Below are 19,494 nucleotides of genomic sequence, written 5' to 3'. Positions count from 1 at the left end.
CGGCTATTGCCGTTCAGCGGCGCGAATCTCGCGGGCGGCTCGATCGAGCACGGCGTTGATGTATTTGTGGGCGTCGGTGGCGCCGAAGCGCTTGCACAGGTCGACGCCTTCGTTGATCACCACGCGGTAAGGAATATCGAGGCGCTGCTGCAGCTCGTACATGCCGATCATCAGAATGGCGGATTCGACCGGGTCGAGCTGCTCGAGCGGGCGGTCGACGAACGGCTTCAATGCGCCGGTGATCTGTTCGTTGCGAGCGATGGTCTGGGTGACGAGCTCGACGAAATGATCCTCGTCGACGCCCGCCGAGTCCTCGCTTTCCAGATACTGCTGCTTGATCTCGACGGCGTCCTGCTGCGTCAGTTGCCACTGATACAGAGCCTGCATCGCCAGCTTCCGCGCCAGCGACCGTGCGCGCGAGCCCGTGCCACGAGCAATTTGTTTGGGAGCTTCGTCAGTCATCAAGCTTCGATCTTGCGCAGCAGGTTGGCGAGCTCGATCGCGGTCACCGCCGCATCCGCGCCCTTGTTACCGGCCTTGGTGCCGGCACGCTCGACGGCCTGCTCGATGGTGTCGGTGGTGAGCACTCCGAAGGAAACCGGAATGCCGGTGTCGTTGGCTACCCGGGCGAGGCCGCCGGCGCATTCGCCTGCGACATAGTCGAAGTGCGCCGTCGCGCCTTTGATCACCGCGCCGAGCGCGATGATGGCGTCATACCGCTTGCTCAGCGCGAGCTTGCGAGCCACCACGGGCAAGTCGAACGCCCCAGGGGCGCGAATGATCTCGATCTGCTTGTCGCTGGCGCCGTGGCGACGCAGCGAGTCGACCGCGCCCTTCACCAGCTGATCGACGATGAACTCATTGAAGCGCGACGCCAGGACGGCGAACCGCAGCTCGCGACACTGGAGGTCGCCTTCGAGGGTCTTGATGGATTCCATGGGAATTTAAGGGGTTAGCGCCGCAGGCCGGGTAGCGCAGTATACCAGGACAAAGGGGATATCTTTTATCCCCTGTGTCCCCGTGGGCGGCCCCTCAGGCGTCGACGTACTCGACCACTTCCAGGTCGAAGCCCGACAGGCCATGCATGTGCTTGGGCGCGGACAGCACCCGCATCCGGGTCACACCGAGATCGCGCAGGATCTGCGCCCCGATGCCATAGGTTCGCAGCACTTCAGGACCGACATGGCGAGGCGTATGGGCCTTCTCGGGCTGGCTGACCGCCGCCACCGCATCCATCAGGTCTCGCGGCGTTTCGTCGGGGCGCAGGATCACGATCACGCCGTGCCCCTCCTTCGCGATGCGGGCCATGGCCGAACGCAGCGGCCATCCGAGCGCGGGCTCGTGAATGCCGACCACATCGCCCAGCGTGTTCTTCAAGTGCACGCGCACCAGCGGCGGCTTGCCATCGCTCACCTCACCGGCGACCAACGCCAGGTGCACCGTGCGATTCACGTGATCTTCGTAGCAGAACATGCGGAACGGTCCGAACTCCGTCTGCACCTGCTGCTCGGCGATGCGCTCCACCGAGCGCTCCTTTTCCAACCGATAGCGAATCAAGTCGGCGATGGTGCCGATCTTGAGGTTGTGCTGTTGGGCGAACTTCTCGAGATCCGGGCGACGCGCCATGGTGCCGTCGTCATTCAAGATCTCGACGATGGCCGCCGCCGGCTCGCAACCAGCGAGCCTGGTCAGATCGCAACCCGCTTCGGTATGGCCCGCGCGAGTAAGCACGCCGCCCGCCTGCGCCATCACAGGAAAGATATGGCCGGGCTGGCGCAGATCTTCCGGCTTCGCATCGCGACGCACGGCGGCGCGAATCGTCGCGGCTCGGTCGTGCGCGGAGATGCCTGTCGTCACGCCTTCGGCCGCTTCGATGGACAAAGTGAAATTGGTGCGATGATCGGCGTGCGTTTCGCTCACCATCAGCGGCAGGCGCAGCTGTCTGCAACGCTCACGCGTCAAGGTGAGACAGATCAGGCCGCGCGCATAGCGCACCATGAAATTCACATCTTCGGGACGAACGAACTCGCCGGCCATCACCAGGTCGCCTTCGTTCTCACGATCCTCATCGTCCATGATGATGACCATTTTGCCGGCGCGAAGGTCGGCCAGGATCTCATCGATAGTATTCAGCTTCATGCGAGTCCCAAACAAATCTCAGACCGGAGCGTTCAGTCGTTCCAGATAGCGCGCGATGATATCCACCTCGAGATTCACCCGCGTGCCGGCGCGGTAATCGTCGAGCGTGGTGACTTCGAGCGTGTGCGGAATCAAGTTGACGGAGAAACGTGCGCCATCAACGTCGTTTACCGTCAAACTGACGCCGTCGATACAGACCGAGCCCTTGCGCGCGATGTAACGAGCGAGCGGCGCCGGCGCTTCGAACTGCACGCGAATGGAACGCGCATCGTTCACGCGTTCGACGACCGTCGCGATGCCATCCACGTGACCTGTCACATAATGTCCGCCGAGCGGCTGGCCTGCGCACAACGCCTTTTCCAGATTCAAGCGCGCGCCCGTCTGCCACTGACCCAGCGTCGTCACGTTCAATGTTTCCAGCGAAGCGTCGGCGGCAAAAGCGTCACCTTCGATGCGCGTCACGGTCAGGCAACAACCGCTGCAGCTGATGCTGTCGCCGATGGCGACCGACTTCAGATCCAGACCGGGCGCGCCGATCAGCAATTCGACATCGCCGCCGCGCGGCGTGACGGCTCGCACTTCGCCGATAGACTGAACAATTCCGGTAAACATTTCGAGCGGTGAGCGATGAATAATGACTAATGAGGGGGTCAAAGGGGACGCCGCAGAATCAATCGCACGTCGTCGCCGATCCGGTCGACGGAGTGCATTGTATATCTTTGTGCCTGTTCCAGCCCTTGCAAGGGTGGCAGATTCGCCATCGCGCGCGCGTCCGGCCCCAGCAGGACAGGTGCGACGTAGGCGATCAACTCATCCGCCAGGCCGAGCTGCAGAATTCGCCCCACCAGCGTGGGCCCGGATTCGACCAGCACGTCGTTACACATCCGGCGGCCCAACTCTCGCAGCACGAAATCGAGATCGATGCGGCCGAAAGGATCCAGGTCGGCGGCAATGATTTCCGCTCCAGCCCGCCGCAGTTCGTCGGCGGCAGAACCTGCCTTCGCCGTCTGCGATGTCGCGGCAGCAGCCGCCGGCCCATCGACCGCCTCTCTGCCAGCAAACACCAATGTTTCTCCTGACAGCTTCAGCATAGCCGCGCCCGGCGGCGTACGAAGCTTGCTGTCGAGCACGACACGCATTGGCTGACGGCCCAGCATATCGATCGACGGATCGCGAACATTCAACTGCGGGTCATCGGCCAGCACCGTGTCGACGCCCGTCAGCACCGCGCTCATCCGCGAACGCAGTCGCTGCACATCAGCACGCGCGGCAGCACCAGTGATCCATTTGCTTTCGCCGCTGGCGAGGGCGATACGACCATCCAGGCTGATCCCGGATTTCACGATCACGCGCGGCAGCCCCGTGATCATTCGTTTCTCGAAGCCGAGATTCAACTCGCGCGCCGCGTCCGCCAACAGCCCGACCTGCACGTCGATCCCGGCGGCTTCCAACTGACGCACGCCGTCACCGCTGACCTTCGGATTTGCATCGAGCACGCCGATGACGACACGGCGCACACCCGCTCGAATCAGCGCATCCGTGCACGGCGGAGTTTTGCCGTGAAACGAATGCGGCTCGAGAGTGACATACGCAGTCGCGCCTTTGGTCTCAGCGCCGGCCGCCTGTAGAGCAATCGGCTCGGCATGCAGCTCACCCGCCTTGCGATGCCAACCTTCGCCGACGATGCGCTCGCCTTGAGTAACGATGCAGCCAACGCACGGATTGGGCGGCGTGGTGTGACGACCGAGCGCGGCGAGCTCGATCGCCCGCTGCATCATCCGCTCGTCGAATGGGGAAAACACGGTTATTTCTTCTTGTCGCCGCCCGCCCAGAGCGGCAACTGGCCTTCGGTGTCGCGCACCCGTGCGCGCATGCGTTCGATCTCTTCTCGAAACGCTTCCACGTCCTGGAAGCTGCGATACACCGAGGCGAAACGCACGTACGCCACTTCGTCCAGCGAGTGCAGCTCTTCCATGGCCATCTCGCCGATCAGGCGGGCTGGCACCTCACGCTCACCGAGCGCGCGCAATTTGTGACAGATATGCGCCACGGCAGCATCCAACCCCTCGCTCGCCACCGGTCGCTTTTCCAGCGCCTTGAGCAGACTGTTACGCAGCTTCTGCTCATTGAAGGGCTCGCGACTGGCGTCGCTCTTGACGATGCGAGGCATGACCAGCTCGGCGGTCTCGAAGGTCGTGAAGCGCTCGCCGCACTTCAAACATTCGCGGCGGCGGCGAATCTGCTGCCCTTCGCCGGCCAGCCGCGAATCGATGACCTTGGTTTCCTCGTGATTACAAAAGGGACAATGCATATGCCGAGAAAACCGCCGAGCGTGTCCTTGTTACCTGGCCTTGTTACCTGACCTTGTTACTTGGCCTGCGCGTAGACCGGGAACTTACGGCAGATCTCTTCCACCTTCGCGCGCGTCCGGTTGACGGCGGCCTCGCTGCCGTTCTCGTCCAGGATGTCGGCGATCCAGTTGGCCACTTCCGTTACTTCCGCTTCCTTGAAGCCGCGAGTGGTCGACGCCGGCGTGCCGATGCGCAGGCCGCTGGTGATGAACGGCGAACGTGGGTCGTTCGGCACCGCGTTCTTGTTGACCGTGATGTGAGCACGGCCGAGTGCCGCATCCGCATCTTTACCCGTGATGTCACGGCCGATCAGATCCAGCAGGAACAAATGATTGTCCGTGCCGCCGGACACGACCTTGTAGTTACGCTTGATGAAAGCGGCTGCCATGGCGCGCGCATTCGCGACGACCTGCTTCTGGTAAGCAACGAACTCCGGCTGCAACGCTTCGAGCAGCGCCACCGCCTTGGCGGCGATCACGTGCATCAGCGGTCCGCCCTGGGTGCCCGGGAACACGAGCGAGTTGAGCTTCTTCTGAACCTCTTCGTTCTCACGCGCGAGGATCATGCCGCCGCGCGGGCCGCGCAGGGTCTTGTGCGTGGTCGTGGTCGTCACGTCGGCGATGCCAACCGGGCTCGGATACACACCCGCCGCCACCAGGCCTGCGATGTGAGCCATGTCGACGAGGAAGTAAGCACCCACGCTGTCGGCGATCTTGCGGAAACGTTCCCAATCGATGACGCGCGAGTAGGCCGAGAAGCCGGCGATGACCAGGCGCGGACGATGTTCCTGCGCCAGACGCTCGACCTGCTCGTAGTCGATTTCACCCGTCGAGGGATTCAGGCCGTACTGCACGGCCTTGAACAGCTTGCCCGAGAAATTCACCTTGGCGCCGTGAGTGAGATGGCCGCCGTGATCCAGGCTCATGCCGAGGATGGTGTCGCCGGGATTGACCAGCGCCAGATACGCGGCGGCATTGGCCTGCGAGCCGGAGTGCGGCTGCACGTTGGCGTAAGCGGCGCCGAACAGTTTCTTGGCGCGGTCGATGGCCAACTGCTCGGCCACGTCCACATGCTCGCAACCGCCGTAATAGCGCTTACCCGGATAGCCTTCCGCGTACTTATTGGTCAGCACGGAGCCTTGCGCTTCGAGCACGCGCGGGCTGGCGTAGTTCTCGGAAGCGATCAGCTCGATGTGGGCTTCCTGGCGGCGGCGCTCGGCGTCGAGCGCGACCTGCAATTCCGGGTCGAAGCCGGCGATGTTGGCGTTGGCGGGGAACATGGATACCTCGGCAGTGGGGGCGCCGATTGTACGGGAAAGCGGGAGTTTCAGCCGAGGCAGCTAGGCCGGAACCGAGCGGGTACAGAGGCTTGGCTCGAACGGGGGCTCAGCGGGCTGCGATTTCCCCCAAGGACTCTTCCCGCGCCTCGCTGTCCAGGAAGGCGCCGACGACGCCGGTCCAGGCTTTCGCCAGGTTGCGGCGGTTGTAGCCCCCGCCCCCCATGCCGACCACGCGGCCATGGCCAAGCTGGTCGGCGATCGCGCACAAGCGGGCGGCCGCATGGGTGTGCGCGGCCTCGGTGAAGCGCAAATGAGTGATGGGGTCGCCACCCAGGCTGTCCGCGCCACATTGAAGCAGGATGAACTCGGGCTGGCCGGCCAGCAGGTATTCCTCGACGCGGGCCCAGGCGTCGTGAAACGCGTCGTCTTCGGCGCCGGGCGGCAGCGGGATATTGAGTTTCGTGCCGCGGGCGGCTCCGGCCCCGGTCTCATCGGCCCGCCCGGTGCCCGGGTATAGATACCGGCCATCCTCGTGCAGGTCCGCGAACAGCAGGTCCGGATCGTCTTCGAAGGCGTAGAACACGCCGTCGCCGTGATGAGCGTCGATGTCGACGTAGGCGATGCGTTTGAGCCCGTGCCGGTGTCGCAGGTAATGGACAGCGATGCCACAGTCGTTGAACACGCAGAAGCCGGCGGCACGCTCGGGAGCCGCGTGATGAAGTCCGCCGATGGGAATGAAGCCGCGGCGCGCCGTTCCGGCCATGACCGCCTCGACCGCGGTCAGTGTCCCGCCAACGACATGGCTGGCTGCCTCGTAGACGCCACGAAATGCCGGCGTATCGCCTGCGTCCAGATAACCGTGCCCGGTCACCGAACGGTCCCGGACCAAGTCCACGTAGGCGGGAGCATGAAACCACTCCAGCTCTTCCCGAGTCGCGGGGCGGGCGCTGGCCCGAAGCACCCGGCCGTCCATGCCGCAGTTGTGCAGCTCGCGCATGAACGCTTCATGGCGATCGGTCCCGAACGGGTGCCCGTCGCCAAACCCATAGCGCGCGATCTCATCTCCGGAGACGAGCAGGACACGACAGTTGGTGTCGTTCACGGACAAAGCACCCGGACGGCGGACATCGGTTCCTGCAGGGGATTTTGACGATGGCCGCACTCTACCCGCAACGTCGCTGCGATAGCCATAGCAGCAGCGCGCTGCGATCTTTCCCCTCAGTTTTCACGCAGCGCCCTCGCCACCGGCGATTGCGCCGCGCGCATCACTTGCGCGGCGGCTTGGTTCTTCTGATCGCGGCTTGCATGAGCAGGATCGCCGTGATGGGCGCGGTGAACACCACGAACAACGTGATCAGCAGTTCATGGAGGACCAGCTGACCCGCCACCGCCGAATCGAGCAGCATGGAGGCCACCAGCACACATCCCACGCCGAGGGTATTCCCCATCGAGACACTGTGGATACGCATGAAGAAGTTGGGCAGCCGCAGCAGCCCGATGGAGCCCACCAGCGTGAGCAGCCCGCCGGCGATCAGCAGCACGGTGGCCGGCACCGCGGCCCAGAGAGGAACGTCCGCCATCATGGCTCGATCACCTCGCCTCGATATAGAAACATCGCCAGCGACGCCGAGCCGACGAACCCAAACAACGCGATCAGCATGGCGACCTCGAAGTGCACGTCCGAGGTCCACCGCACGCCGAACAGCAGCAGCGTCAGCATGCCGTTGATGTACAGCGTGTCGAGCGCGAGCACACGATCCTGTGCGGTCGGACCTCGCATCATGATGATGGCGGCGTTCACCATCGCCACGGCGAAACACAGCTGCGCGAACCATACCGAGGCGTTCAGCACTACGTTCATTCGAACATCTCCATCAGCGGCCGCTCGTACCGTTGCTTGATGGTGCGGATCCAATGTTCCGGATCCTGCAGGTCCAGCACGTGCAGCTTGAGCATCGACGAATCTTGCGCGAGGCCGGACCAGACGGTGCCGGGAGTGGCGGTCACAATCATGGCCAGCACCGCGAGCCCGTGCGGATCGCGCAGATCGAGGGGAACGTCGAGGAATCCGGACTTCACGACGCGTCCACCGGTCAGCCCGAGCGCGACGCGCCCGACGGCGATATTCGATCGGACGATGTCCACCAGCACCATGCCGAGCAAACGGATCGCGATTTGGGGTCGGCGCAGCCGCGGCCTGACCGGCCGCAGCTTCTGAAAAGTCAGCGTCATGCCAAACCCAAGCACGAGGCCCAGCAGCACGTTGCCCGGCGACAGCGATTCAGCGAGCACGAGCCACAGCACGGCCAAACTCAGAGGAAACAGCACGGGGACGCGCGTCATAGCGGAGACTCCGTGGCGGGAATCACCGCGTGGATATATGCATCCGGCTGATGCAACCACTCGGCCGCGAGCTCGAGATATTCCATGACCGGGCCCGCGATCACCGTCATCGTCACGCACAGCACGATCAGAAACGCCACCGGCATGGCTTCGATGAAGCGCAATCTCGGCGTCGTGCGACCGCTGAACCAGAAGCTGCGAATGCCGCGACTGGTCAGAGCGATCAAGCCCGCGAAGCCCGCCGCAAGCAATGAAACGATCAGCAGCCAGGCATCCTTCGACGACTCATCCATGGCCGCACCGAGCAGCACGGAGATCAGCGAGAACTTGGCAAGGAAACCCACCAGGGGCGGCAGCCCTGTCGTGAGGATCACGCAACTGACGAACGCCATGCCCAGGAAGGCCAGCGCGGCGGGAATGGCGACGCCGACTTCATCCAGCTCGTTATCAGCGGCTTCGGGCTCCTGCGGTTCACCGGCCATGAAAGCCGTGTAAGTGGTCGGCTGCGGCGCCATCGTTTCGCCCACGGTGTTGACGCGCAGGCGCTCCGTCATGCCCGCGATCAGGAAAAACGCCGTGCCCGCAGGAACGGAGGCGATCAGATACAGCAGCGCCGGCGCGATCGCCGAGTCGATGCCGAGAGCGAAGACGGCAAGCAAGGTGCCGGAAGAAACAATCACCGAGAACGCCACCAGCCGGCTCAACTGTCGGGCGGCAAGCATGCCCACGATGCCGAACCACATCGTCGCGACGGTGCCGTAGAACAGCCATGGACCGGAGAATGGCGCCGGGGCTTCGGGCTGAGACAGCAACGATCCCAGACGCAGCAACGCATAGACGCCCACCTTCGTCAGAATCGCGAACATCGCCGCCGCGGGCGGACTCGCTGCGGTGTAAGCGCTCGGCAACCAGAAGTTGAGCGGCCAGACACCCGCCTTGATCAGGAACGCGATCCCGAGAATTCCTATCCCCGCTTCGAACACCGTGCGATCGGCGGCGGACAGCGTGGTCCAAACAGAGCCCATATCGGCCATGTTCAACGTACCCGAGGCGCCGTAAATCAACGCCACTCCGATCAGGAATATCAGCGAAGCCGTCAGATTCACCGCGACGTAGTGCAAGCCGGCCTTCACGCGCACGGCGTTCGAACCATGCAGCAGCAATCCATAGGAGGCGGCCAAGAGGATCTCGAAGAACACGAACAGGTTGAACAAGTCGCCGGTGAGAAACGCGCCGTTCAGTCCCATTAACAAGAACTGCAACAGCGAGTGATAGTGCACTCCGACGCGATCCCAGCGCGCGAGCGAATACACGTGCACGGGCAAAGCGATGGCCGCGTTCAACGCCAGCATCAGCGCCGAGAGCCGATCGACCACCAGCACGATGCCGTAGGGCGCGACCCATCCGCCGAGCACGTAAACCTCGACGCCATGCTCGAGCAACCCGGGCTGCGGCCGGATCAGCCGATAGAGCATGTAGGCCGCGATCGCGACTTGCGACAGAGTCGAGAACAACCCAATCGAGGGGCGCAGCAGCGTGCGTGACTGCGGCAGGAACAACAGCAGCGCGCCCGCTACCAGCGGCAGGACGATGGGCAGAACCGGCAGATGCTGCAGCCAGTTCATTCGTTTCTCTCCACGCCGTCGACATGATCGGTGCCGGTGAAGCCACGCGAGGCGATCAACATCACCAGGAACAGCGCCGTGGTCGCAAAGCCGATGACGATGGCCGTCAATACCAGCGCTTGCGGTATCGGATCGTCATAGAGTGTGGCATCGGCTATGGCGTTGGGATCGATCAACGGCGGCCGGTCGAGCGTCAGGCGGCCCATCGCGAAAATAAACAAGTTGGTCGCGTACGACAGCAGCACCAACCCGAGAATCACCTGGAAGGTTCGTGGCCGCAGCAGCAGCCACACGCCGCAGCCGCAGAAGATGCCGATCGCGAGGGAATAGATCAGCTCCATCAGCGCACCATCCTGATACTGGTCATCTCTTCCGCTTCGGCCGCGCGACGGTGACTACGCAGCGACTGGTGCGCCAGCGCAATCAACATCAGCGTCGTGGTGCCGACCACGAGCAGATACACGCCGAGATCGAAGATCAACACGCTGGACAGGTGCAGCTTGCCGAACAACGGCAGCTTCGGCTCCCACACCAGCGCGGACATGAATGGGCGCGAGGCGAACCAGGCGAGCACACCGGCGCCTGCGGCGCAGAGCAGCCCCGCGCCTATCCAATACTGCGGATGGATACGCATCCGCGATTCCACCCACAATGTTCCGTTCACGAGATACTGCGCGATAAAGCCAGTCGCCATCACCAGGCCGCCGACAAAACCGCCGCCCGGTTCGTTGTGTCCGCGCAAGAGAAAGAACACCGATACGACGCCCGCCATCGGCAGCAACAATCGGCCCAGGATCGCCGGCACCAACAGCGCGCCACTCGGCACCGGGTCGCGAGGATCGGGCAGCTCGCGCGCCGGATCGCGCTTCTCCGAAGACGTGGTCATGACTTCGGGCGCGGGACGGAATCGACGCAGCAACTTGTAGATCGTGAGCGCGACGATGCCGAGCACGGTGATCTCGCCGAATGTATCGAACCCGCGGAAGTCGACCAGGATCACGTTGACGACGTTCTGCCCTCCGCCACCGGGCAGCGCGTTCGCCACGATGAAATCTCGTATGCCCGGACCGGCGGGCCGCATGAGCACTGCATAAGCCAGCGCCGCCATTCCCGCTCCAGCGAGAATCGCAAGCGTGACGTCACGAACGCGACGAGCACGCGCGCGCGGCCGATCTCGATTCAGCAACTCCAGCGGCAAGCGCTTCGGCATCCAGCGCAAGCCCAACAGCAGTAACACGGTGGTTACGACTTCCACACTCACCTGAGTCAGCGCCAGGTCCGGCGCTGAAAACCATGCAAAGGTGAGAGAGGTCACGAGGCCCGCACAACCCACCATGATCAGCGCGGCCAGACGATGAAACTTTGCCTGCATCGCCGCCCCGATGGCGCAAGCTGCACCCACCAGCCACAACAAGGCGAACGCCACGTCGATTTGCGTCCAATCGGAAGTGAAGTCGAACTGCAGCCCTCCAGCGGTCGCGACCGCGCCCGCCGCGACCACGAAGGCGACGATCAAGCCCAACTGAATTTGCAGCCTCGACGAGGAAATGAGCCGCACCAGCAAGGTCGCCGCGCGCACCAGCGAAATCTGATAGACAGCGAAGGCGCGCTTGCCATCGAAGCGACGGAACAACGGCGTCAACACGCCTTCCGGATGACCCTGTCGGGTCAACACGGCGTGGATCGCCAGCCCGCCGAGGAACGCGGCCGCGCTCATCAGCAGCGGTGCATTCAGGCCGTGCCACACCTTCAAGCTGTAGCTCGGCATGTGTGCGTCACCGAGAATGGATCGAGTCGCGAGATCCAGCACAGGACCGACTGTCCGCCCTGGCAACGTACCCACCAGCAGACACAACAACACCAGAGTCGCGCTCGGCAACAACATCCATCGCGTCGGCTCGTGAGGCGCACGCGGCAACTCGTCGGGCGCGGTTCCAAAGAACACCTGACGAATGAAACGCGCCGAGTACGCGACGCTGAACATGCCCGCCAGAATCGCCGTGGCCGGCAGAGTTACGCGTAGCCACAGCGCCTCGCCTGCAAACATGGTCTCGGCGAAGAACATTTCCTTGGACAGGAAACCGTTCAACAACGGCACGCCCGCCATGGCCGCGGCCGCCACCATTGCCAACGTCGCGGTGATGGGCATCGCGTGATACAAGCCGCCCAAACGCTTCAGATCGCGCGTGCCTGTTTCGTGATCCACGATGCCCGCCGCCATGAACAGCGAAGCCTTGAACGTTGCATGATTGAGCATGTGGAACACGGCCGCGACCAGCGCGAGCGGACTGTTCATGCCCAACAGCAGCGTAATGAGCCCGAGGTGACTGATGGTCGAGTACGCCAGCACGCCCTTCATATCGCGCTGGAAGGTCGCCGCGTAAGCACCGAGCAGCAGCGAGGCGAGGCCCGCGCTACAAACGATCGCAAACCACAGATCGGTGCCCGAAAGCACGGGCCATGTCCGCGCCAACAGGAACACTCCTGCTTTGACCATGGTCGCCGAATGCAGGTACGAAGACACCGGCGTCGGCGCGGCCATCGCGCGCGGCAGCCAGAAATGAAAGGGAAACTGCGCGCTCTTCGTAAATGCGCCGAGCAGCACGAGCACGACGATCGCCGGATACAACGCATGTGCGTGGATGGCCTGTGTCGCCGCGATCACCTGATCCAGGTCATATCCGCCAGCGATGTGACCCAGCATGAGCACCGCCGCCAGCAAACACATGCCACCAGCCGCGGTGACTGTCAGCGCCATGCGTGCGCCCGCTCGCGCATCGGCGCGGTGATACCAGTACGCGATGAGCACGAACGACGTGAAGCTGGTCAGCTCCCAGAACAGCACCAGCTGGATCAGATTGCCCGACAACACCACGCCGAGCATCGAGCCCATGAACGCCAGCAGGAACGAAAAGAAGCGCGGTACGGGATCTTCCGGCGACATGTAATAGCGCGCATAGACCACGACGAGCGCGCCGATCACCGTCACCATCATGGCGAACATCCACGCGAAGCCGTCGAGCCGCAACCCGAAGGTCAGGCCATACTGCGGCAGCCAGTCCACCGCGACCCGCACCACGCGGCCCGCCGCCATGTCGGGATAGAACATCGCCAGCAAGGTCGCGCACGAAACCGCGATGGCGGCCGCAAGCCATGCCTCCAGATTACGGGCATTGGCTCGCAACAGCGCCGCGCCCATGGCGCCGAGGAACGGTAACAGTAATACGAGATACAGGGTCATCGGGCTCAATGCTGCATGATCGGGCATCGGCTGGGTAGCCTTGCAGACTATCGGCTGGGTAGCCGTCAATGATCGAGCGCCGTATCATTCCGCTCCCTTACGCGCACTCCTGCGCCCTCGACCCGGTAAGCCATGGCCCAATTCATCTACACCATGAATCGCGTCTCCAAGGTGGTGCCGCCCAAGCGCGTCATCCTGCGGGACATCTCCCTGTCGTTTTTTCCCGGAGCCAAGATCGGCGTGCTCGGCTTGAACGGCTCGGGTAAATCCACGCTCCTGCGCATCATGTCGGGCGAGGACAAGGAGATCGACGGCGAGGCACGTCCGCAGCCGGGCATCAAGATCGGCTTCTTGAAGCAGGAGCCCGGGCTCGATCCCAACAAGGACGTGCGCGGCAACGTGCTCGAAGGCGTGGGCGACGTGCAATCGCTGATCGACCGCTTCAACGCGGTGAGCGACAAGTTCGCCGATCCCGACCTCGATCCGGACGAAATGAACAAACTGCTCGAGGAGCAGGCCAAGCTGCAGGACGCCATCGACGCCAAGGGCGGCTGGGAACTGGAGCGCACGCTGGAAGTGGCGGCCGACGCCTTGCGCCTGCCGCCGTGGGACGCGGATGTGACCAAGATCTCCGGCGGCGAGCGCCGTCGCGTCGCTCTGTGCCGCTTGTTGCTGTCCAAACCGGACATGCTGCTGCTCGACGAGCCCACCAACCATCTCGACGCCGAGTCGGTGGCGTGGCTGGAACGTTTCCTCGAGCAATATCCCGGCACCGTCATCGCGGTCACGCACGATCGTTACTTCCTGGACAACGTCGCCGGCTGGATCCTGGAACTGGACCGCGGCCACGGCATTCCCTGGCAAGGCAATTACTCCTCCTGGCTCGACCAGAAGGAAAAGCGCCTCGCGATGGAAGAGAAGCAGCAGGAAGGCCTGCGCAAGACGCTGGAACGCGAATTGGAGTGGGTGCGCTCGAATCCCAAGGCGCGCCAGGCCAAGAGCAAGGCCCGCATGCAGCGCTACGAGGAGCTCGCTTCGCAGGAATTCCAGAAGCGCAACGAGACCAACGAAATCTACATCCCGCCCGGCCCGCGCCTGGGCGAGCTGGTGATCGAAGCCAAGAATCTCAAGAAAGGCTTCGGCGATCGGCTGCTGTTCGACAACCTGAGCTTCAACTTGCCGGCCGGCGGCATCGTCGGCGTGATCGGCCCGAACGGCGCCGGCAAGACCACGCTGTTCCGCATGCTCACCGGCCAGGAAAAACCAGATTCGGGCGAGATCCGAATTGGTCCGTCGGTGCAGCTGGCGTACGTGGATCAATCGCGTCAGTCGCTCACCGATAGCAACACGGTGTGGCAGGAAATCTCCGGTGGCCTCGACATGATCAGAGTCGGCAACTACGAAACCGCGTCACGCGGCTATGTGGGCCGCTTCAACTTCCGCGGCACGCAACAACAACAGCTGATCGGCGAGCTGTCGGGCGGTGAGCGCAATCGCGTGCATCTCGCGAAGGTGCTGAAGAGCGGCGGCAACGTACTGATGCTCGACGAACCGACCAACGATCTGGACGTGGAAACGCTGCGCGCGCTGGAAGAAGCGCTGCTGGGCTTCCCAGGCTGCGCCATCGTGATCTCGCACGATCGCTGGTTCCTGGATCGCATCGCCACCCACATCCTGGCCTTCGAAGGCAACTCCGAAGTCACCTGGTTCGAAGGCAATTACGCCGAGTACGTCGAGGATTTCAAACGTCGTAAGGGCGAAGATGCCGATCGGCCGCATCGCATCCGCTACAAGAAGCTGGATGCGTGAGGCAGCGACGGGCGCGGCCGGATGAGAGGCGCGGCGATCGCAAGGCTCGCTGACATGGGAGGTTGTTAGCCCGTGATATCCGACGCAGTCATTCTGGTCATCGCGATCTTCGGACTGTTGCTGCTGATACTCGCGTGTCAGCGCCTGTTCCGGGCGCGCTTCCTCGCTGCTGGCGGCAGCGCCGTGATGGGCTCGTTGTTGCTCGCCGTCGCCGCGCTGCTGTTCGTCGTTTCTTTGAATCTGCACACCTACGCTCGTCTGACTCACGAGCGTCCGGTGGCGGAGATCGTGTTCCAGCAGCGGGGCCCGCAGTCCTTCAACGCCACGCTCACTCAAGTGCCCAACGGCGAAATCCAGATGTTCGTGTTGGCGGGCGACGAGTGGCAGCTCGACGCTCGCGTTTTGAAATGGAAAGGCTGGGCGAATTTGTTCGGCTTGGACGCCCAATATCGTCTGGAGCGGGTCAGCGGCCGCTATAGAAACATCGAGCAGGAACGCACCGGCGAGCGCACCGTGTACGGGCTCTCGGAGAATCCTGGCCTGGATCTGTGGCAGATGACGCTCGACAAGCCCGACCGCCTGCCGTTCGTGGATGCGGTGTATGGCAACGCCGCTTACATGCCGATGTCAGATGGCGCGCGCTATGAAGTTTCGATCACGCAGTCCGGGCTGATTGCTCGGCCCGTGAACGCCGCCGCTCAGCAGGCCGCCGGCAGTTGGAAGTAACTTTTCCGGGCCAGCGGCGAGCTGAAAGTAAAACCTGCGGCGGCGTTATCCCACCCACACCCGAGCATTCCTGAAGATTCGCATCCACGGGCTGTCCTCGCCCCAACCGTCCGGGCGCCAGGAGTTTTGCAGCGTGCGATACACGCGCTCCGGATGCGGCATCAGCAGCGTCACGCGGCCGTCCGGCGTCGTGATGCCGGTGAGGCCGCGAGGCGAGCCGTTCGGGTTCGCGGGATAACGTTCCGTCGCATTGCCGTTGTTATCGACGAAACGCAGCGACATGAGATTCGCGCCGATCAGCGCATCGATGTTGCCGCGGCCCGCGAAGTCGGCGTAACCCTCGCCGTGCGCGACGGCGATGGGCATGCGTGAGCCTTCCATGCCGGCGAAGAACAGCGACGGCGACTTCACCACTTCCACCAGGCTCAAGCGCCCTTCGAACTGCTCCGAACGATTGCGCACGAACTTCGGCCAATGTTCGGTGCCCGGGATCAGCTCGCGCAAGGCCGCCATCATCTGACAGCCGTTGCAAACGCCGAGCGAGAACGTCTCAGGCCGATAGAAGAACTTGGTGAACGAATCGCGCAGCTGCGAGTGGAACAGGATCGACTTCGCCCAACCCTCGCCCGCCCCCAGCACATCGCCATACGAGAAGCCGCCGCAGATGACCATGCCGCGAAAATCGTTCAGATCGAAGCGACCGGCGACCAGATCGGTCATGTGAACGTCGAACGGCGAGAAGCCGGCGCGATGGAAAGCAGCTGCCATCTCGACGTGACTGTTCACGCCCTGCTCGCGCAGGATCGCCACCTTCGGACGCGTGCCCTTGGAAATGAACGGCGCCGCGATGTCCTGCTTAGGATCGTAACCGAGCTTGACGTTCAGACCCGGATTGTTCGGATCCGTCACGGTCTCGAACTGCTCCTGCGCGCCCTGCGGATTATCGCGCAGCTTCGTCATACGGAAGCTGGTCTCGGACCACGCGCGATGCAGGTTGGTGCGCGTCTCATCCAGCAGCGCATCGCCGCCCGAACGAATTCGCACGCGATCGTCCTTCGTCACCTTGCCGATGACCCGACTCATCGTCGCGAGGCCGTGGCGATCCAGCACGCCCAGCACGGACTTAACATCGCCCGTGCGAACCTGCAGCACCGCACCCAACTCTTCGCTGAACAACGCGGCGTTGGGATCGCGCACTTCGACGCCCAGATCGACGTCCACCCCGCAATGACCCGCGAAGGCCATCTCGGCGAGCGTTACAAACAAACCACCGTCCGAGCGATCATGGTAGGCAATGACGGACCCGGCCGCCCGCAACTCCACGATGGCCGCGAAGAAATTCGCGAGCACTTTGGGATCGTCACAATCCGGCGCCTCGTGACCGAGCTTGCCGAACACCTGCGCGAGACATGAGCCGCCGAGACGATCGCGACCCGCGCCGAGATCGATCAGCACGAGCGAGCTGTCGATCTCCGGCCGCAATTGCGGCGTCAGTGTGCGACCGGCATCGCGCACCGGCGCGAACGCCGAGACGATCAGCGACAGCGGCGCGACCATGCGGCGCGTGCCTTTGTCGCTTTGCCAGATGGTCTTCATCGACAGCGAATCTTTGCCGACGGGAATGGTGATGCCGAGCGCCGGGCAGAACTCCTCGCCCACCGCCTTCACGGTAGCGTACAAATCAGCATCTTCACCGGGCTCGCCGCACGCAGCCATCCAGTTCGCGGACAGGCGCACCTGATCGAGCGCGGCGACATCGGCTGCGGCAATGTTTGTAACGGCTTCGGCAACCGCCATGCGACCCGATGCCGGCGCATTGAGCAACGCGAGCGGCGTGCGCTCGCCCATCGCCATCGCCTCACCCGTCTTTGACGTGTAATCGCTCAAGGTCACAGCGACGTCGCTGACCGGCACCTGCCACGGACCGACCATGGGGTCGCGACTGATCAAGCCGCCAACCGTACGGTCGCCAATCGTGATGAGGAATGTTTTGTCGGCAATGGCCGGGAAGCGCAGCAAGCGATAAGCCGCGTCGGGCACATGCAGCCCGGCGCCGGCGAAGTCATCCCCCAGCGGGGGCAGACGCTTCACATCGCGCGTCATCTTCGGCGGCTTGCCGAGCATCACGTTGAGCGGCAGATCCACCGGCGGATCTTTCAGCAACGGATCGCCCACCTTCAGCCAGCCGTCGTTGGTGATCTCACCGACAACGGAGTGCGGACAGCGCTCGCGCTCGCACAGCTCGGCAAAACGTTTCACATCCTTGGCGGCGATCAACAGCACATAGCGCTCCTGCGCCTCGTTACACCAGATTTCCACCGGAGACATGCCGGGCTCGACCGACGGCACGGTGCGAAGATCGATGCGGCCGCCGCGATCGCTGCTGTGCGCGACCGATTCGGGAATCGCATTCGACAGGCCGCCCGCGCCGACATCGTGAATCAGCAGAATGGGATTGTTCTCGCCCATCGCCCAGCACTGATCGATGACTTCCTGCGCGCGGCGCTGAATTTCGGGATTGCCTCGCTGCACGGACGCGAAATCCAGATCTTCCGTGCTCGCGCCGCTGCCGACGGACGAAGCGGCGCCGCCGCCCAGGCCGATCAACATCGCGGGGCCGCCGAGCACGACGATCTTCGAGCCCGGAGGAATCTCCGACTTCTCCACGTGCATGCGACGCACGTTGCCGACGCCGCCGGCGATCATGATGGGCTTGTGATACCCGCGCAGCGTGGCGCGCCCACTCGATGACTGACCTTCCAATTCGAACGTGCGGAAATAGCCGAGGATGTTCGGCCGGCCGAACTCGTTGTTGAACGCGGCCGCGCCGAGCGGGCCGTCGATCATGATGTCCAGCGCCGAAGCAATGCGCCCCGGTTTGCCGAAATCTTTCTCCCACGGCTGCTCGAAGCCGGGAATGCGCAAGTGAGATACGGAGAATCCCGCGAGACCCGCCTTCGGCTTGCCGCCGCGGCCAGTCGCGCCTTCATCTCGAATCTCGCCACCCGAGCCTGTCGCCGCGCCAGGGAACGGCGAGATCGCGGTCGGATGATTGTGAGTCTCCACCTTCATCAGGATGTCGATGGGCTCGTCGTTGAACTCGTACTGGTGATCGTTCACGTCCGCGAACCAGCGGCGGCCCACCGGACCTTCGATGACGGCGGCGTTATCGCGATAGGCGGAGAGCACGCCACGCGAATTCTTCGCGTACGTGTTCTTGATCATGGCGAACAACGATTTGGGCTGCCGCTCGCCGTCGATGATCCAGTCCGCGTTGAAGATCTTGTGACGGCAGTGCTCGGAGTTGGCCTGCGCGAACATCATCAACTCGACGTCGGTCGGGTCGCGGCCCAGCTTCTTGAAATTGTCGGCGAGGTAATCGATTTCGTCCGGCGACAACGCCAGGCCGAGCGATTCGTTCGCTTTGACCAACGCGTCCCGCCCCTGCGCCAGCAGCGGCACAGTGTTCAGACGTCGCGGCGACTGATGATCGAACAATTGAGCCGCATCGTCGTAGGAAAACACCGCCGCTTCGGTCATGCGGTCGTAGAGCGCCGGCGCCATCGCTTTGAGATCGTCTGCCGACAGCGGCGACGAGCCGCGCACGAAGTAAGCGATACCGCGCTCGATGCGCTCGATTGCCTGCAATCCACACACCTGCGCGATGTCGGTCGCCTTGCTCGACCAGGGCGAGATCGTGCCCGGCCGCGGAATCACGACGATGAGTTGGGCGGATGCCTCTGGGGGCGCGGGTGGCTGCGCCGGCCCGTAGGTCAGCAGCGCGTCGAGGACGCGCCGTTCATCGGCCGTAAGCTCCCGTGGCGCCTGCACAAAGTGCGTGAAGCGCGTGGTGAGAGACTCGACGGCAGGGACTCGCGAACGGAGAGCGGCAAGCAGGCGAGCGGTACGGAAATCGGAAAGAGCAGGCGCGCCAGACAGTGTCAGCATGTATTGCGACGGGGGGCAGCGGAACGGGCGCGA

At 63.5% G+C, this 19,494-nt stretch carries 17 protein-coding genes; 2 read left to right on the top strand and 15 right to left on the bottom strand.

From position 1 onward, the window contains the following. Positions 1 to 3: 3 nt before the first annotated feature. From nusB to VGD45_RS05955, 14 genes are all read right to left on the bottom strand, one after another. Complete coding sequence (gene nusB, locus VGD45_RS06020) at positions 4 to 462, bottom strand: transcription antitermination factor NusB (protein WP_331154367.1); 459 nt, start codon at positions 460 to 462, stop codon at positions 4 to 6. Continuing rightward, the gene (gene ribE / locus VGD45_RS06015) at positions 462 to 938 is read right to left on the bottom strand and encodes a 6,7-dimethyl-8-ribityllumazine synthase (RefSeq protein WP_331154366.1); all 477 of its coding nucleotides are present in this window, start codon (positions 936 to 938) and stop codon (positions 462 to 464) included. The genes nusB and ribE overlap by 1 nt, the downstream gene beginning before the upstream one ends. Before the next feature lie 94 nt (positions 939 to 1,032). Next, a complete protein-coding gene (gene ribBA, locus VGD45_RS06010) occupies positions 1,033 to 2,139 on the bottom strand; it encodes a bifunctional 3,4-dihydroxy-2-butanone-4-phosphate synthase/GTP cyclohydrolase II (protein ID WP_331154365.1) in 1,107 nt (368 codons plus the stop codon). An 18-nt stretch (positions 2,140 to 2,157) separates the two neighbouring features. Next, a complete protein-coding gene (locus VGD45_RS06005; protein ID WP_331154364.1) occupies positions 2,158 to 2,751 on the bottom strand; it encodes a riboflavin synthase in 594 nt (197 codons plus the stop codon). Between the two features lie 38 nt (positions 2,752 to 2,789). After that, positions 2,790 to 3,941: a bifunctional diaminohydroxyphosphoribosylaminopyrimidine deaminase/5-amino-6-(5-phosphoribosylamino)uracil reductase RibD gene (gene ribD / locus VGD45_RS06000; protein WP_331154363.1), complete on the bottom strand. Its 1,152-nt coding sequence runs from the start codon at positions 3,939 to 3,941 to the stop codon at positions 2,790 to 2,792. Between the two features lie 2 nt (positions 3,942 to 3,943). Next, complete coding sequence (gene nrdR / locus VGD45_RS05995; RefSeq protein WP_331154362.1) at positions 3,944 to 4,450, bottom strand: transcriptional regulator NrdR; 507 nt, start codon at positions 4,448 to 4,450, stop codon at positions 3,944 to 3,946. A gap of 56 nt (positions 4,451 to 4,506) precedes the next feature. Continuing rightward, positions 4,507 to 5,769 carry a serine hydroxymethyltransferase gene (glyA, locus tag VGD45_RS05990; RefSeq protein ID WP_331154361.1) on the bottom strand — a complete coding sequence of 421 codons (1,263 nt, stop codon included), beginning with the start codon at positions 5,767 to 5,769 and terminating at the stop codon, positions 4,507 to 4,509. Positions 5,770 to 5,875: 106 nt separating this feature from the next. Then, positions 5,876 to 6,871, bottom strand: coding sequence for a hypothetical protein (locus VGD45_RS05985; RefSeq protein ID WP_331154360.1), 996 nt, complete (start codon positions 6,869 to 6,871; stop codon positions 5,876 to 5,878). 163 nt (positions 6,872 to 7,034) lie between these two features. After that, positions 7,035 to 7,352: a monovalent cation/H(+) antiporter subunit G gene (gene mnhG / locus VGD45_RS05980; RefSeq protein WP_331154359.1), complete on the bottom strand. Its 318-nt coding sequence runs from the start codon at positions 7,350 to 7,352 to the stop codon at positions 7,035 to 7,037. After that, on the bottom strand, positions 7,349 to 7,630 hold the full coding sequence (locus VGD45_RS05975; RefSeq protein WP_331154358.1) for a K+/H+ antiporter subunit F: 282 nt from the start codon (positions 7,628 to 7,630) through the stop codon (positions 7,349 to 7,351). The genes mnhG and VGD45_RS05975 overlap by 4 nt, the downstream gene beginning before the upstream one ends. Further along, positions 7,627 to 8,112, bottom strand: coding sequence for a Na+/H+ antiporter subunit E (locus tag VGD45_RS05970; RefSeq protein WP_331154357.1), 486 nt, complete (start codon positions 8,110 to 8,112; stop codon positions 7,627 to 7,629). The genes VGD45_RS05975 and VGD45_RS05970 overlap by 4 nt, the downstream gene beginning before the upstream one ends. Continuing rightward, a complete protein-coding gene (locus tag VGD45_RS05965) occupies positions 8,109 to 9,737 on the bottom strand; it encodes a monovalent cation/H+ antiporter subunit D (protein ID WP_331154356.1) in 1,629 nt (542 codons plus the stop codon). The genes VGD45_RS05970 and VGD45_RS05965 overlap by 4 nt, the downstream gene beginning before the upstream one ends. Further along, a complete protein-coding gene (locus VGD45_RS05960; RefSeq protein WP_331154355.1) occupies positions 9,734 to 10,078 on the bottom strand; it encodes a Na+/H+ antiporter subunit C in 345 nt (114 codons plus the stop codon). The genes VGD45_RS05965 and VGD45_RS05960 overlap by 4 nt, the downstream gene beginning before the upstream one ends. Further along, the gene (locus VGD45_RS05955; RefSeq protein ID WP_349263226.1) at positions 10,078 to 12,978 is read right to left on the bottom strand and encodes a monovalent cation/H+ antiporter subunit A; all 2,901 of its coding nucleotides are present in this window, start codon (positions 12,976 to 12,978) and stop codon (positions 10,078 to 10,080) included. The genes VGD45_RS05960 and VGD45_RS05955 overlap by 1 nt, the downstream gene beginning before the upstream one ends. Before the next feature lie 132 nt (positions 12,979 to 13,110). Here VGD45_RS05955 and ettA point away from each other — a divergent pair, with 132 nt between their 5' ends. Both ettA and VGD45_RS05945 read left to right on the top strand, forming a co-directional pair. Beyond that, entirely contained in the window at positions 13,111 to 14,787 is a 1,677-nt protein-coding gene (ettA, locus tag VGD45_RS05950; RefSeq protein ID WP_331154353.1) for an energy-dependent translational throttle protein EttA, read from the top strand. A gap of 72 nt (positions 14,788 to 14,859) precedes the next feature. Continuing rightward, the gene (locus VGD45_RS05945) at positions 14,860 to 15,513 is read left to right on the top strand and encodes a hypothetical protein (protein ID WP_331154352.1); all 654 of its coding nucleotides are present in this window, start codon (positions 14,860 to 14,862) and stop codon (positions 15,511 to 15,513) included. A 45-nt stretch (positions 15,514 to 15,558) separates the two neighbouring features. Here the strand turns inward: VGD45_RS05945 and purL are convergent, their stop codons facing one another. Next, a complete protein-coding gene (purL, locus tag VGD45_RS05940) occupies positions 15,559 to 19,461 on the bottom strand; it encodes a phosphoribosylformylglycinamidine synthase (RefSeq protein WP_331154351.1) in 3,903 nt (1,300 codons plus the stop codon). Positions 19,462 to 19,494 lie beyond the last annotated feature (33 nt).

The organism is Steroidobacter sp., assembly GCF_036402275.1.
Classification (GTDB): domain Bacteria; phylum Pseudomonadota; class Gammaproteobacteria; order Steroidobacterales; family Steroidobacteraceae; genus Steroidobacter.
This window is presented reverse-complemented; position numbering and strand designations above follow the sequence as displayed.

What these genes read in the sequence shown, in the direction of transcription:
- nusB (WP_331154367.1), bottom strand. Translation starts at nt 462, where the DNA reads ATGACTGACGAAGCTCCCAAACAAATTGCTCGTGGCACGGGCTCGCGC.
- ribE (WP_331154366.1), bottom strand. Translation starts at nt 938, where the DNA reads ATGGAATCCATCAAGACCCTCGAAGGCGACCTCCAGTGTCGCGAGCTG.
- ribBA (WP_331154365.1), bottom strand. Translation starts at nt 2,139, where the DNA reads ATGAAGCTGAATACTATCGATGAGATCCTGGCCGACCTTCGCGCCGGC.
- VGD45_RS06005 (WP_331154364.1), bottom strand. Translation starts at nt 2,751, where the DNA reads ATGTTTACCGGAATTGTTCAGTCTATCGGCGAAGTGCGAGCCGTCACG.
- nrdR (WP_331154362.1), bottom strand. Translation starts at nt 4,450, where the DNA reads ATGCATTGTCCCTTTTGTAATCACGAGGAAACCAAGGTCATCGATTCG.
- glyA (WP_331154361.1), bottom strand. Translation starts at nt 5,769, where the DNA reads ATGTTCCCCGCCAACGCCAACATCGCCGGCTTCGACCCGGAATTGCAG.
- mnhG (WP_331154359.1), bottom strand. Translation starts at nt 7,352, where the DNA reads ATGATGGCGGACGTTCCTCTCTGGGCCGCGGTGCCGGCCACCGTGCTG.
- VGD45_RS05975 (WP_331154358.1), bottom strand. Translation starts at nt 7,630, where the DNA reads ATGAACGTAGTGCTGAACGCCTCGGTATGGTTCGCGCAGCTGTGTTTC.
- VGD45_RS05970 (WP_331154357.1), bottom strand. Translation starts at nt 8,112, where the DNA reads ATGACGCGCGTCCCCGTGCTGTTTCCTCTGAGTTTGGCCGTGCTGTGG.
- VGD45_RS05965 (WP_331154356.1), bottom strand. Translation starts at nt 9,737, where the DNA reads ATGAACTGGCTGCAGCATCTGCCGGTTCTGCCCATCGTCCTGCCGCTG.
- VGD45_RS05960 (WP_331154355.1), bottom strand. Translation starts at nt 10,078, where the DNA reads ATGGAGCTGATCTATTCCCTCGCGATCGGCATCTTCTGCGGCTGCGGC.
- VGD45_RS05955 (WP_349263226.1), bottom strand. Translation starts at nt 12,978, where the DNA reads ATGACCCTGTATCTCGTATTACTGTTACCGTTCCTCGGCGCCATGGGC.
- ettA (WP_331154353.1), top strand. Translation starts at nt 13,111, where the DNA reads ATGGCCCAATTCATCTACACCATGAATCGCGTCTCCAAGGTGGTGCCG.
- purL (WP_331154351.1), bottom strand. Translation starts at nt 19,461, where the DNA reads ATGCTGACACTGTCTGGCGCGCCTGCTCTTTCCGATTTCCGTACCGCT.